Genomic DNA, 13100 nt, shown 5'->3' with positions numbered 1-13100 from the left:
TAGAGAATGTCAGAGACCCACGACTACGACCTCTTCGTCATCGGCGCCGGTTCCGGCGGGGTGCGGGCGGCGCGGCTGACGGCGCTGGGCGGCAAGCGGGTGGCCATCGCGGAAGAGTTCCGGGTCGGCGGCACCTGCGTCATCCGTGGCTGCGTGCCCAAGAAATTCATGGTCATGGCCAGTGACTTTGCCCATCAGTTCGAGACCGCCGAGGGGTATGGCTGGACCGTCGAGGCCAGCTTCGACTGGCCGAAATTCATCCAGGCCAAGGATGTCGAGATCGCCCGCCTGTCGGGCATCTACGCCGCCAACCTGGGCAAGGCGGGCGTCGATCTGGTCCATGGGCGCGCGATCCTGAAGGACAACCACACCGTCCAGATCCTCAAGAAGGACGGCTCCATCGACCGGGAGATCACCGCCGACAAGATCCTAATCGCCACCGGCGGCAGGCCCTGGTCGCCCGAGGACATGCCGGGGATCGAGCACGCCATCACCTCGGAAGAGGCCTTCCACCTGCCGGAACTGCCCAAGCGCATCCTGATCGCGGGCGGCGGCTATATCGCGGTGGAGTTCGCCGGCATCTTCGCCGGTCTGGGCGTCGAGACGACCCTGATCTATCGCGGCCCGAACATCCTGCGCGGCTTCGACGACGACGTGCGCGCCCACCTGGCCGGCGAGATCGAGAAGCGCGGCATCAAGGTCATCCTCGGCTGCCAGCACGAGTCCATCGAGAAGACCGAGACCGGCCTGGTGAACCACCTCGCCAACGGCATGACGATCGAGAGCGACGTGGTCATGTTCGCCACCGGACGCATGCCCTATGTGAAGGGGCTGGGTCTTGAGAAGGCGGGCGTCGAGCTGACGGAGCAGGGGGCCATCAAGGTCGACGGCTTCTCCAAGACGACCGCGGACAACATCTGGGCCATCGGCGACGTCACCGACCGCATGAACCTGACCCCCGTCGCCATCCGCGAGGCGGTCGCCTTCCACCAGACCGTCTTCAGGGACAATCCGCAGGCCTTCGACTACGAGGCCGTCGCCACCGCCGTGTTCAGCCAGCCGCCCGTCGGCGTGGTCGGCCTGAGCGAAAGCGAGGCGCGTCATTCCTGTCCGGGCGAGGTCGATGTCTACCTGACCCGCTTCCGCCCCATGAAATACGCCTTCACCGGCTCGGACGAGCGCGTCCTGATGAAGCTGGTCGTCGACGCCCAGAGCCAGAAGGTCGTCGGCGTCCACATCGTCGGCCCCGAGGCGCCGGAGATGATTCAGCTGGCCGCCATCGCCGTGAAGGCCGGCCTCACCAAGGCCCAGTGGGACGCCACCTGCGCGGTCCATCCGACCATGGCCGAGGAGCTGGTCACGCTGCGCGAGAAGCAGCACGCGGGCAACATGTCGGCGGGCTGAGGAAAAACGCGACACCGCGTTCATTGTCCCCGACGGCTCTCCGGCCTATCTTGGCGCCATGAGTACCCGTTGGACGCCCGAGAGCTGGAGACAGAAACCCGTCGTGCAGATGCCGACGGACTATCCCGACATGGCTGCGCTGCACCGTGTCGAGGATGAGCTGCGGGCCATGCCGCCCCTCGTCTTCGCGGGCGAGGCGCGTCGGCTGACGTCCAAGCTGGCCGAGGTCGAGGCGGGCAACGCCTTCCTGCTGCAGGGCGGCGACTGCGCCGAGAGCTTCAAGGAGTTCTCGACCGACAACATCCGCGACACCTTCCGCCTGATCCTGCAGATGGCCGTGGTCCTGACTTTCGCGGGCCGCAAGCCGGTCGTGAAGGTCGGCCGCATCGCCGGCCAGTTCGCCAAGCCGCGCTCGTCGGGCGTCGAGGCCATCGACGGCGTCGAGCTGCCCAGCTACCGCGGCGACATCATCAACGGCATGGCCTTCACGCCCGAGGAACGGGTCCCGGATCCCCAGCGCCTGCTCAAGGCCTACAACCAGTCCGCCTCGACGCTGAACCTGCTGCGCGCCTTCGCCGGCGGCGGTTACGCCGACCTCTACAACATCCATCGCTGGACGATGGGCTTCGCGGCCGACAGCTCTGCCGGCGCCCAGTACCGCGAGCTGGCCGACAAGATCACCGAGGCCCTGGCCTTCATGGAAGCGGTTGGGGTCACGCCCGAGACCCATCCGGACCTCAGCCGGGTCGAGGTCTTCACCTCGCACGAAGCCCTGCTGCTGAACGTCGAGAGCGCCCTGACCCGTCTGGACGGCGCGTCCGGCGAATGGTTCGACACCTCGGCCCACATGCTGTGGATCGGGGAGCGCACGCGTCAGCTGGACGGCGCCCACGTCGAGTTCATGCGCGGCGTGAAGAACCCCATCGGCGTGAAGTGCGGCCCGACCATGGAGCCGGACGACCTGCTGCCGCTGATCGACGCGCTCAATCCGGACAACACGCCCGGGCGCCTGACGTTGATCGGCCGTTTCGGCGTGGACAAGGTCGGCGACCGCCTGCCGCGCCTGATGCAGGCGGCCAAGGAGCACGGCAAGCGCGTCATCTGGTCGATCGACCCGATGCACGGCAACACGCTGAAGGCCGGCAATGGCTACAAGACCCGTCCGTTCGAACGCATCCTGGGCGAGGTCCGGGGCTTCATCGACGTGGCCGAGGCCGAGGGCGTCCACCCCGGCGGCGTGCACCTGGAGATGACCGGCCAGAACGTCACCGAATGCCTGGGCGGGGCGCAGGCCCTGACCGAGGACGATCTGTCGAGCCGTTACCACACCCACTGCGACCCACGCCTCAACGCCGATCAGGCGCTGGAGCTGGCCTTCCTCGTCGCCGAACGGCTCAAGGCCGGCCGGCAGGCTCGGTCGAAAGCGGCCTAGATGCAGGGCGTCGGCCGACCGGAAGGCGACAGCACCGGCGGCCGCTGCGGCTATCAGGGCGCGCCCGGCGCGTTCAGCCATGAGGCCTGCGTCGACCTGCGTCCGTGGGACGACCCCGTTGCCTTCGACACCTTCGCCGAGGTCATCGACGCGCTGAAGGCGGGCCGGATCGGCGCCGCCCTGATCCCGGTCGAGAATTCCACCATCGGCCGGGTGGAGCCCGCCGCGACCCTGGTCGAGCAGTCCGGCCTGACCATTGTCTCCGAGGTCTGGCGCCCGATCCGGTTGGCCCTGATGGCTCCGCACGGCGCCTCGCTGCGCACGGTGAAGACGGCCGAAAGCCACCCCATCGCCCTGCGCCAATGCCCGGCTTCCCTCGGCGCGCTGGGCGTCACGGCGGTCGAGGCCTTCGACACCGCCGGGGCCGCGCGCGATGTCGCCGAGGCTGGCGATCCCAGCCGCGCCGCCGTCGCTCCCGCGCGGGCGGCCGAGGTCTACGACCTGTCGATTTTGCGCAACGACATCCAGGATTCCAGCGACAACCGCACGCGGTTCGTCCTGTTGAGCGCCGGAATCGCTTGACCGCGCACGATCCTTGCGGCTTTTGAAGCCCATGGTCCGCTCGCAAGCCATCGCTGCGACTTTCTCCGCCCGCTTCGCCGCGGCCGCGGACCTGTATTTCTACGGCTTTCGATACGCCGGCTGAGGCGTCGGGCATCGCGTCCTGACGGCCTCGCCGGCGACCGCCCCGCTAGGGGCGGCGGCTCGCAAAAGCTCCATGCCGTATCGAAATCGAAAGTCTTGCCCCCGTGCCCCAATCCAACACCCTGCAGCAGGTCTGGCCGCATTCCATGACCAACCCCGCTGATCTGTCGCCCGAACACATGGCCCTGGCCGCGCTGCGCCATGAGATTGATCTGCTCGACGACGAGCTCCTGGCCCTGTTCGAGCGCCGCCTCGCCATCGCCGCCCGCGTCGGTCAGGCCAAGGACGCCCCTGCCGGTCCGCACGTGAAGCTGCGCCCCGACCGCGAGAAGGCGGTGCTGGACCGCCTGATCTCCCACGCCGCCCCCGACAACCGCGAGGCGGTGGAAAGCCTCTGGCGCCAGATCGTCGGCTGGGGTTTGGCCCGCCAGGGCCGGATGCAGGTCCAGGTCTGGTCGCCCATCGAACCGACCCGCGCCTTCGACGGCGCCCGTCTGCGCTTCGGCGCCGCCGCCGACATGCGCGCGGTCCGTGACCCCCAGGCCGCGCTGAAGTGGGCCGCCGAGGGCCACGGCGTCGCCGTCCTGGCCATCAACACCGAAGACGCCTGGTGGACCGGCCTGCGCCGCGAATGGACGGGTCTCAGCGTCTTCGACGGCTTCGGCGGCGCCGCCATCCCGACCGCCCTGGCCGTCGGCAAGATCGATCCCGCCGCCCTGCCGAACGGCCGCCGCGTCATCGTCGACGTGGGCGGCGATGCGGGCGACGGCGGCGGCATCCGCCGCCAGGGCCTGGCCACCCACCACGGCTGGACCCTGTCCCTGACCGACGCCCCGCTCAGCGTCGGCGGCGCCGAGGGCTGCGTCGGCGCGGTCGGCTAGGCCACATCACTCCTCGCGGGCGGCCAGAGCCATCTCGGCCACCCGCAGGTTGACCGCCGCGTTCTCATGGTCGTCGTCCTGGAGGAACCAGGCCGTCGACAGCCCGCACCACGCCACGATCCAGTCCAGCAGCCGGGCGCGCTCCAGTCCGGAGCGGGCCAGCACGACCTCCACCCGCCGGCTGAAGATCTGAGCCCGCACCGCCGTTGGCGGGTCGAGGTCCGACAGGTCCGGATCGCAGAACAGGGTGGTGTAGTCGAACGCCCGGTCCCCGATCAGCCGCTTGGGGTCGATCGCCAGCCAGCCGCGGGGACCGAAGTCCAGCACGTTCTCGTGGTGCAGGTCGCCATGCAGCGGCCGCACCTCGCGCTGGTCGTCCAGCAGACTCCGCGCGGTCTCGGCCATCACCGGCGGGACCAGGCCCTCGGCCGCCGCCGGCCACAGGTCCCGGAACCAGTCCTCGAGGGTCGCCAGACCTTGCGGCGGGGCCTTGTCGCGCGGGCGATGCAGTTCGGCGATGGCGTCGCACAGGATGGCCGTCGCGGCCGCGTCGTCGCCGTATCGCGCCATGTCCGCCAAGGGCGTCTTGGTCCCCGTCGCCCGCTCCATCAGCAGGCCGTCGCCCCGGATCGCCAGCACCCGCGCCGCGCCTTCGCCGTCCCACCAGTCCAGCAGGGTCCAGCCCAGCCGCTCCTCCGGCTCGGTCGCGATCTTCAGCATGGCGGGCTCGCCGCCCTGCCGCACCGGCAGCAAGCGGCCCGTCGGAGTCAGGATCGGCGCCCCGTCCGCCTCCAGCGCCCAGTCGCTCATCCAGGGCTCGAAGGCCGCACGGTCGAGCATGGTCAGACCGCCATATTGTCGATCAGCCGGGTCCGGCCGATCTTCGCGGCGGCGAGGATGCGGGCGGGGCCGTCCAGAGCCCCGTCGAAGACCGACAGATCCTCGGCCCGGCGGATGGCGACATAGTCGACGCTGTCGAAACCGGCGGCCTTCAGCGCCTGTTCGGCCCACTGTTCGGCCTGCGCGACCGGCTCGCCCCGCGACGCCTTCGCCCCGGCCTCGGCCAGCACGCCGTTCAGCTTGCGCGCCGTCTCCAGCTCGGTCTGGGACAGGTAGGCGTTGCGCGAAGACAGGGCCAGGCCATGGCCGTCGCGGGCGGTGGCCAGGCCCACGATCCGGACCGGCATGTCCAGGTCGCGCACCATCCGGCGCACCACCATCAACTGCTGCCAGTCCTTCTCGCCGAACACGGCCACGTCCGGCTGGACCTGGTGCAGCAGCTTGGACACCACCAGCGCCACGCCGCCGAACATCTGCGGGCGGAACGCGCCTTCCAGCCCCTCGGCGGGCGCGCCGACATTGATGGTGGTGGTCACGCCGTCCGGATACATCTCGGCCACCGCCGGGGCGTACAGCAGATCGCAGCCGGCGCCGGCCAGCAGTTCGGCGTCGCGCCCTTCCTGCCGGGGATAGGCGTCCAGATCCTCGGTGGGGGCGAACTGGGTCGGATTGACGAAGACGCTGGCCACCACCTTGTCCGCCTGCTGTCCGGCTTCGCGCACCAGCGACAAGTGGCCGTCATGCAACGCGCCCATGGTCGGAACGAATCCAACGGTGAACCCCTGACGCCGCCAGCCGCTTACGGTCTCGCGCAGGTCCGCGATGGTGCGGACGATGGGCAGGGCAGGCGTGACAGGGTCGGCGGCCATGGTGAATGGATTAACCTTCTGCGTTAGTCGTGCTTGTGCACTGTGCGGCAAAACCTGCCGGGGTAGGGGTGGCTTATGACGCCGAGCCTCCTGATCCGTCCAGTGCTGGCCCTCCTCCTGACCGCGGGCGTCAGCGCCTGCGGCATGGTCGAAAGCGACCCGCACCGCTTCGAGTCCCTCGCCGAGCGCATCGCTTCGGTGCCGTTGGACGGTTCCGAACCCGCGCCGCGTGAGCGGGCCTCCCTTCCGGCCGCGCCCGCCGCCGCGCCCCTCCGCGTCGCCGAGCTGGGCCTGCGCCCGGCGCTGAAGGTCGAGGTCATGGAGCCGACGGCGCTCTGGGACGCCCGCTACGGGGTCATGGAAGACGCCGCCGCCAGCGCCGCCCGGGCCGCCGCGCCCGTGGTGGTCGAGGCCGCCGTCGCCGAGACCCGCGCCCGCATCCAGCACGCCGTCGAGCGTACGCCCCTGCGTCCCGCGCTGCCCGCCGACCGTCCCGCCGCCGCGCCCCGCGCGCCGGGCGGCCTGGTGCAACTGGGCGCCTTCTCCAGCGAACAGGCCGCCCGCGCCGCTTGGTCCCGGCTCAAGAGCGGCGCCGCCGGCTGGGCGCTGGAAGGGCTTTCGCCGACCTTCGAGGCCGTCTCGGTCAACGGCCGCGACCTCGTGCGCCTGAAGGTTCGCGCGCCCGCCGCTGGCGCTGCCGCCCTGTGCGCCGCCGCCGGAGTGGACGATCCCTGGTGCCGCCGGGCCGTATGAGACCCGAGCGCCGCACCGGCCTGACCTTCCTCTTCTGGGCCGCCTGCGCCGGCCTGACGGCGATCTATGCCGGCTGGGTGCTGGTCATGGCGCTCGGGACCGGCCAGATCGAGGGCAAACACGGACATGTCTACGATCAGGGGGCCGACCCCGGCGGCTTCGGCGCGGTGTTCGGCATCCACCTCCTCATCTTCGTCTTCAGCGCCGCCGCGGCCGTCTATGTGATGTGGGTCCGTCCGATGGCGATCCGGGGTGAAGCCACCCTGTCGCGCCGCCTTGCGGTTCGCGGCGACCTGGACAGCGCCGTCCGCGCGCCGCTCGACCCGACCGGCCAGTCCACAGACAGCTGACACGCGTTCGTTGACGGGCGCGCCCGCGCCGACGATTCTGGCGCTCGAACAGGCCGCATGTGAGTCGGCGGCGCTGAGGATTGAACCCCCATGGCTGACCCCACGGTCATCGTCGTCGGCAACGAAAAGGGCGGGGCGGGCAAGTCCACGCTCGCCATCCACATCGTCACCGGCCTGCTCCACGCCGGCAAGCGCGTGGCCATCATCGACCTGGATCTGCGCCAGCGTTCCATGGCCCGCTTCTTCGCCAACCGCGCGGCCTGGATGGCCGGCAACGGCCAGACCCTGCCCATGCCGATCGAGCCCGACCTGGGCGACGGCAAGGCCCTCGCGAAAGCCGACGAGGCCGAACAGCTGACCCGGTTCGAGGCCGCCTTCGCCGAGGCCCGGAACAGGGCCGAGGTCATCCTGATCGACACGCCCGGGGGCGACACCGTCCTGTCGCGCACGGCCCACGGCCTGGCGGACCAGATCGTCACCCCGATGAACGACAGCTTCGTCGACTTCGACCTGCTGGGTCAGGTCGATCCGGTCACCCTCGAACTGCTCAAGCCCTCGATCTATTCCGAGAGCGTCTGGGAGGCCCGCAAGCATCGGGCGATCACCCAGGGCCGTCATGCCCAGATCGACTGGATCGTGGTCACCAACCGCCTCGCCGTGGCCGAGGCCCGCAACCGCCGCCGCCTGGAAGAGCGGATGCAGAAGCTGGCCAAGCGCGTCGGCTTCCGCATGGGCCCGGGCCTGCGCGATCGGGTCATCTACCGCGAACTCTTCCCGTTCGGTCTCACGGTCGCCGACCTGTCCAACGACGTGCGTCCCGTCGCCGTGTCGCTGGCCCACGTCGCCGCGCGGCAGGAGCTGCGCAACCTGATGCAGTCGCTGGGCCTCGAGGGCGGCACGCTCGACAATCCGCTCGATGCCGCGGCTTGAGCCCGCTCTGGCTGGTTCTGGCGGCGATCGCGGTCTGGGCCCTGGTCCGTCTCGGCCGTCAGGGCGAGCGGGCGGGGCGGGGACACTGGCGCATCACCGCCACCCTGTTCAGCGCCGTGATGATCGGCGGCGGCGTGCTGGCGGTCAGCCGGGGCTCATGGCTGTTCGGCGCCGGACTGATCGGCGCCGGCCTGTGGCTGACCATCGCCTCGCGCCAACGGGCCGTCGCGCCGCGCGCCGAGGGCATGACGGACAGTGAGGCTCGCTCGCTCCTCGGCGTCTCCGCCGACGCCACGAAAGCCGAGATCAACGCCGCCTGGAAGCGGCTGATGGCCCGCGCCCACCCCGATCAGGGCGGGACGCAGGGCCTGGCCGCGCGCCTGAACGCGGCGCGGGATCATCTGCTGAAGCGATAGGCGAGGCGGAGGATTACTCCTCCGCCGCCGCGGCCTTCTTCTTGGCCGGAGCCTTCTTGGCGGCGGGCTTCTTCGCCGCCGCCTTCTTCGGCGCGGCCTTCTTGGCGGGCGCCTTCTTCGTCTTCGCCGCCGGAGCCTTGGCCGCGCGTTCGGCCAGCAGCGGGATCGCCGCCTCCAGCGTCATGTCCTCGGGCGCGGTGCCCTTCGGGATCGTGGCGTTGACCTTGCCCCACTTCACATAGGGGCCGAAGCGGCCGGCCATGACCTGCACGGGAGCCTTGTCCTCGGGGTGTTCGCCCAGCTCCTTCAGCGGCGCGACCGCCGAGCCGCGGCCCGGACGTCCGGCGCGCTTCTCGGCCAGCAAGGCCACGGCGCGGTTCAGGCCGACCTCGAAAACTTCTTCGATGTCAGAGACATTCGCGTAAGTCCCCGCGTGAAGCACGAAGGGTCCGTAGCGGCCCAGGCCGGCGGTGATCATCTTGCCGTCTTCCGGGTGGACGCCCACCTCGCGCGGCAGGGCCAGCAGGCGCAGGGCCTGTTCCAGCGACAGCGACGCCGGCGACCAGCCCTTGGGCAGGGACGAGCGTTTCGGCTTGTCCGCGTCCAGCGGCATGGTCTCCACATAGGGGCCGAAGCGGCCGATCTTCAGCTCGACCGGCTGGCCCGTCGCCGGGTCATTGCCCAGGGTGCGGTCGCCGCCGTCCGCCCCGCCGCCCTCGGCGTCGGGCGCCGCGACCGGGCGGGTGTATTTGCAGTCCGGATAGCGCGAGCATCCGACGAAGGCGCCGAAGCGGCTGGTCTTCAGGCTCAGCTGACCCTGATGGCACAGCGGGCATTCGCGCGGATCCGATCCGTCTTCCTTCTGCGGGAAGATGTGCGGCCCCAGCGACTCGTTCAGCGCGTCCAGGATGGCCGTGGTGCGCAGCTCACCCGCGGCGCTCGTGGCCGCATGGAAGTCGGTCCAGAAGTCGCGCAGCAGCACCTTCCAGTTCAGCTCGCCCGCCGACACTTCGTCGAGACGGGTCTCCAGCGCCGCGGTGAAGTCGTACTCCACCCATTTGCGGAAGAACTGCTCCAGGAAGGCCGTCACCAGCCGTCCCTTGTCCTCGGGATAGAAGCGGTTCTTGTCCATGCGGACGTATTCACGGTCGCGCAGGGTCGTCAGGATCGAGGCGTAGGTCGAGGGACGGCCGATGCCCAGCTCTTCCAGCTTCTTCACCAGCGTCGCTTCCGAGAAGCGCGGGGGCGGCTCGGTGAAGTGCTGCTCGGTGCGGATCGCCTCGACCTTGGCGGTCGAGCCTTCCTTCAGCGCGGGCAGGCGGGTGGTGTCGTCCTCATCGTCCTCTGCGCCCTTCTGCTTCTCGTCGCGGCCTTCTTCATAGACGGCCATGAAGCCGTCGAAGGCGACCACCTGGCCGGTGGCGCGCAGGCCCGTCTGGCCGGTCGGCTCCTCGATCTCGACCGTGGTGCGGTCCAGGCGCGCGGACTCCATCTGGCTGGCGATGGTCCGCTTCCAGATCAGTTCGTAGAGGCGCTGCAGGTCGCTTTCCAGACGCAGGGTCTCGGGCGCGCGGGCCATGTTCGTCGGACGAATGGCTTCGTGCGCTTCCTGAGCGTTCTTGGCTTTCGTCTTGTAATAGCGAGGTTGTTCCGGAACGTAGGCCGGACCGAATCGCTGGCCGATGACTTCCCGCGCCTGGGCGATCCCCTCCGGGCTGACGTACAGGCCGTCGGTCCGCATATAGGTGATCAGGCCGCCCTGGTCGTCCACGCCCTCATACAGCTTCTGCGCCGCCTGCATGGTCCGCTGGGCGGTGAAGCCCAGCTTGCGCGACGCTTCCTGCTGCAGGGTCGACGTCATGAACGGCGGGCTGGGCGCGCGCTTGACCGGCTTCTTCTCGACCGAGTTGATCGTGAAGGTCCCGGCGTTGATGGCGTCGCGCGCGGCGCTCGCCATGGCTTCCGAGATGATGTCCAGGCGCTGCACCCGCTTGCCGGCGTGCTTGACCAGGCGGGCGACGAAGGGCGGGCTGTCGGCGGCCAGGTCGGCTTCGACGGACCAGTATTCCTGGGCCCGGAACTTCTCGATCTCCATCTCGCGATCGACGACGATGCGCAGGGCGACCGACTGCACCCGGCCGGCCGAACGGGCGCCCGGCAGCTTGCGCCACAGCACCGGCGACAGGGTGAAGCCCACCAGATAGTCCAGCGCGCGGCGGGCCAGATAGGCCTCGACCAGCTCCATGTCCACGTCGCGCGGGGCCGCCATGGCCTCCAGCACGGCGGACTTGGTGATGGCGTTGAAGGTGACCCGCTGAACGACCGTGTCCTTCAGCACCTTCTTCTTCTGCAGGATCTCCAGCACGTGCCAGCTGATCGCCTCACCCTCGCGATCCGGGTCGGTGGCCAGGATGACGCGGTCGGACTTCTTGGCGACCTCGGCGATCTCGCTCAGGCGCTTGGAGGCCTTGGCGTCGATCTCCCAGCTCATGGCGAAATCGTCGTCGGGCAGGACCGAGCCGTCCTTGGACGGCAGGTCTCGGACGTGGCCGTAGGAGGCCAGGACGGTGTAGTCCGGACCGAGGTACTTGTTGATGGTCTTGGCCTTCGCGGGGCTTTCGACGACGACGAGATTCATAAGGGGAGGGGCCTTTCGAAGGGGCGGGAACGTGGTTGGCCGAAGCCTCGCTGTCAATCGGCCAGGGAATCTATGGTGTCAGAGCGACGCCATTCCGCCGGAAAGAAGCGTCGCCCGCCCCGCCAGGCTGAGCTCCAGCAGCGCCGCCGCGACCGCTCCGATCGGCGCCCCGGCCGCTCGCGCCAGTTCGTCGCGCGGCGTCGGGGTGGGCGAGAGCAGGGCGGCCACCCGCTCGATCAGGGCGTTGTCCACCTGGTCCGGCGCGCCGTCGAACGGATTGTCGGGCGCCGGTTCGCGCACGGCCCTGAGCCGCCCGAACTCCCGCTCCACATCCTCCAGCCCCTCGCACAGTATGGCCCCCTGCCGCAGCAGCTCGTTCGGCCCCTTGGAGCGCGGGTCCAGCGGCGATCCCGGCACGGCGAAGACGTCGCGGCCCTGCTCATTGGCCAGGCGGGCGGTGATCAGGGAGCCGGACTTGATCTCCGCCTCCACCACGATGACTCCGCGCGACAGGCCCGAGATGATGCGGTTTCGGCGCGGGAAGTCCTTCGCCTGGGCCCGGTGGCCGACAGGGCTTTCGGAGACGATGCAGCCCTGTTCGACGATCTGGGCGTAGAGGCCGGCGTTGTCGGGCGGGTAGACGTCGTCCACGCCGCCGCCCAGCACGGCCACCGTGCCGGTCGACAGGGCTCCGGCGTGGGCCGCGCCGTCAATGCCGCGCGCCAGTCCCGACACCACCACATGCCCGGCCTGTCCCAACTGCTGCGCCAGTCCGCGCGCGATCCGCTGCCCGCCCGCCGAGGCGATCCGCGCCCCGACCACGGCGATGCAGGGCCGGGCCATCAGGGCGGCGTCGCCGAGGGTCCACAGCACCGGCGGCGGCGGATCGACCGCGGCCAGCATCTCCGGATAGCCGGCGTCGCCCAGCACGATCAGCCGCGCCCCGATCCGATCCCCGGCGGCCAGTTCGGCCTCGATACTGTCGGTCGGGGGCAGGGCGTGCCCCGCGCCGCTCTTGCGGATCAGGTCGGGCAGGGCCTCGACGGCGCGCTCGGCGGTCTTGAAGCGGTCCAGCAACTGCCGGAAGGTCACGGGGCCGATGCGTTCGGTGCGGGCGAGCCGCAGGCGGGCGAAACGCTCGGCCTGCGGCAGGCTCACGCCTTCTTCGCGCCGATCCGGGGTTCGGCCCCCTTGAGCAGCCGGCCGATGTTCTCGGCGTGGCGGATCCAGATCAGCACGGCGGTGAAGGCCGCCAGCAGCAGGATCGTGCCGGGCGCGGGCAGGCCGAACGCCGCCAGGGGCAGAAGAGCGTAGACGGGCGCCGCCGCCGAGGCGACCAGCGCCGCCAAGGACGAAATGCGGAAGATCGCGGCGCTCAGGATCCAGGTCGCTCCGGCCAGCAGGCCCAGCGGCCAGGCGGCGGCCAGCAGCAGGCCGAAGAAGGTGGCCACCCCCTTGCCGCCCTTGAAGCCCAGCCAGACCGGGAACAGGTGGCCCAGGAAGGCCGCGCCGCCCGCGACGGCGCCGGCGATCTCGCTGCCGAACAGGTGGCGGGCGATCAGCAGGGCGGCCGCGCCCTTGCCCGCGTCGAGCAGCAGGGTGGCCAGGGCCAGGTCCTTGCGGCCGGTGCGCAGCACATTGGTCGCGCCGATATTGCCCGATCCGATCTGGCGCACGTCGCCGGCGCCCGCCGCGCGGGTCAGGATCACGCCGAACGGAATGGAGCCCAGCAGGTAGCCGCCGACCGCCACAAGGGCGAGCGTCCCGATTGCGGGTCCGACCAGATCCTGCACTTCAACCCCCATACAGCCAATGCGTGTGTATCATGACTTCACGCGTCTTGAAGCCACAGTTTCCGCTGATTCGGCGCCACTCCGTGATG

13 protein-coding genes are annotated in these 13100 nt (G+C 70.2%); 8 read left to right on the top strand and 5 right to left on the bottom strand.

Going from position 1 to position 13100, the window contains the following annotated elements; genetic code table 11:
* Positions 1 to 6 precede the first annotated feature (6 nt).
* The 4 genes from gor to AC3WRV_RS10720 all read left to right on the top strand — a co-directional run bounded on the left by gor (position 7) and on the right by AC3WRV_RS10720 (position 4422).
* On the top strand, positions 7 to 1404 hold the full coding sequence (gene gor / locus AC3WRV_RS10735) for a glutathione-disulfide reductase (RefSeq protein WP_492313229.1): 1398 nt from the start codon (positions 7 to 9) through the stop codon (positions 1402 to 1404).
* A 58-nt stretch (positions 1405 to 1462) separates the two neighbouring features.
* Positions 1463 to 2836, top strand: coding sequence for a class II 3-deoxy-7-phosphoheptulonate synthase (locus AC3WRV_RS10730; protein ID WP_492313228.1), 1374 nt, complete (start codon positions 1463 to 1465; stop codon positions 2834 to 2836).
* A complete protein-coding gene (locus AC3WRV_RS10725; RefSeq protein WP_291839251.1) occupies positions 2837 to 3418 on the top strand; it encodes a prephenate dehydratase domain-containing protein in 582 nt (193 codons plus the stop codon).
* A 227-nt stretch (positions 3419 to 3645) separates the two neighbouring features.
* Positions 3646 to 4422 carry a chorismate mutase gene (locus AC3WRV_RS10720; protein WP_492313227.1) on the top strand — a complete coding sequence of 259 codons (777 nt, stop codon included), beginning with the start codon at positions 3646 to 3648 and terminating at the stop codon, positions 4420 to 4422.
* Between the two features lie 6 nt (positions 4423 to 4428).
* Here the strand turns inward: AC3WRV_RS10720 and AC3WRV_RS10715 are convergent, their stop codons facing one another.
* Together AC3WRV_RS10715 and panC are read right to left on the bottom strand one after the other, a co-directional pair.
* Entirely contained in the window at positions 4429 to 5262 is an 834-nt protein-coding gene (locus AC3WRV_RS10715) for an aminoglycoside phosphotransferase family protein (RefSeq protein ID WP_492313226.1), read from the bottom strand.
* Between the two features lie 2 nt (positions 5263 to 5264).
* A complete protein-coding gene (gene panC / locus AC3WRV_RS10710; protein WP_492313225.1) occupies positions 5265 to 6131 on the bottom strand; it encodes a pantoate--beta-alanine ligase in 867 nt (288 codons plus the stop codon).
* Between the two features lie 75 nt (positions 6132 to 6206).
* On the opposite strand from panC, the gene AC3WRV_RS10705 reads away from it, so the two are divergent.
* The 4 genes from AC3WRV_RS10705 (at position 6207) to AC3WRV_RS10690 (ending at position 8580) form a co-directional block, all read left to right on the top strand.
* Positions 6207 to 6884 carry an SPOR domain-containing protein gene (locus AC3WRV_RS10705; protein ID WP_492313224.1) on the top strand — a complete coding sequence of 226 codons (678 nt, stop codon included), beginning with the start codon at positions 6207 to 6209 and terminating at the stop codon, positions 6882 to 6884.
* Positions 6866 to 7234 carry a hypothetical protein gene (locus AC3WRV_RS10700; protein WP_291840333.1) on the top strand — a complete coding sequence of 123 codons (369 nt, stop codon included), beginning with the start codon at positions 6866 to 6868 and terminating at the stop codon, positions 7232 to 7234. The genes AC3WRV_RS10705 and AC3WRV_RS10700 overlap by 19 nt, the downstream gene beginning before the upstream one ends.
* A gap of 90 nt (positions 7235 to 7324) precedes the next feature.
* Positions 7325 to 8164 (top strand): division plane positioning ATPase MipZ, encoded by an 840-nt coding sequence (locus tag AC3WRV_RS10695; RefSeq protein WP_291840336.1) that lies wholly within the window; start codon positions 7325 to 7327, stop codon positions 8162 to 8164.
* A complete protein-coding gene (locus AC3WRV_RS10690) occupies positions 8161 to 8580 on the top strand; it encodes a J domain-containing protein (protein ID WP_492313223.1) in 420 nt (139 codons plus the stop codon). The genes AC3WRV_RS10695 and AC3WRV_RS10690 overlap by 4 nt, the downstream gene beginning before the upstream one ends.
* Before the next feature lie 13 nt (positions 8581 to 8593).
* Here the strand turns inward: AC3WRV_RS10690 and topA are convergent, their stop codons facing one another.
* The 3 genes from topA to plsY form a co-directional block, all read right to left on the bottom strand.
* Entirely contained in the window at positions 8594 to 11218 is a 2625-nt protein-coding gene (gene topA, locus AC3WRV_RS10685; RefSeq protein ID WP_492313222.1) for a type I DNA topoisomerase, read from the bottom strand.
* A gap of 78 nt (positions 11219 to 11296) precedes the next feature.
* Positions 11297 to 12376 (bottom strand): DNA-processing protein DprA, encoded by a 1080-nt coding sequence (gene dprA, locus AC3WRV_RS10680; RefSeq protein WP_492313221.1) that lies wholly within the window; start codon positions 12374 to 12376, stop codon positions 11297 to 11299.
* Entirely contained in the window at positions 12373 to 13011 is a 639-nt protein-coding gene (plsY, locus tag AC3WRV_RS10675) for a glycerol-3-phosphate 1-O-acyltransferase PlsY (protein ID WP_492313220.1), read from the bottom strand. The genes dprA and plsY overlap by 4 nt, the downstream gene beginning before the upstream one ends.
* Between the last annotated feature and the right edge of the window lie 89 nt (positions 13012 to 13100).

Source organism: Brevundimonas sp. EU05-FHT14B11, from assembly GCF_058790835.1.
Note: the sequence above shows the minus strand (reverse complement) of the source record. Positions and strands in the feature narration are given on the sequence as shown.

Coding starts and splice junctions, on each gene's coding strand:
- panC (WP_492313225.1), bottom strand. CDS start 6,131: ATGGCCGCCGACCCTGTCACGCCTGCCCTGCCCATCGTCCGCACCATC.
- AC3WRV_RS10715 (WP_492313226.1), bottom strand. CDS start 5,262: ATGCTCGACCGTGCGGCCTTCGAGCCCTGGATGAGCGACTGGGCGCTG.
- topA (WP_492313222.1), bottom strand. CDS start 11,218: ATGAATCTCGTCGTCGTCGAAAGCCCCGCGAAGGCCAAGACCATCAAC.
- gor (WP_492313229.1), top strand. CDS start 7: ATGTCAGAGACCCACGACTACGACCTCTTCGTCATCGGCGCCGGTTCC.
- AC3WRV_RS10730 (WP_492313228.1), top strand. CDS start 1,463: ATGAGTACCCGTTGGACGCCCGAGAGCTGGAGACAGAAACCCGTCGTG.
- AC3WRV_RS10695 (WP_291840336.1), top strand. CDS start 7,325: ATGGCTGACCCCACGGTCATCGTCGTCGGCAACGAAAAGGGCGGGGCG.
- AC3WRV_RS10705 (WP_492313224.1), top strand. CDS start 6,207: ATGACGCCGAGCCTCCTGATCCGTCCAGTGCTGGCCCTCCTCCTGACC.
- AC3WRV_RS10725 (WP_291839251.1), top strand. CDS start 2,837: ATGCAGGGCGTCGGCCGACCGGAAGGCGACAGCACCGGCGGCCGCTGC.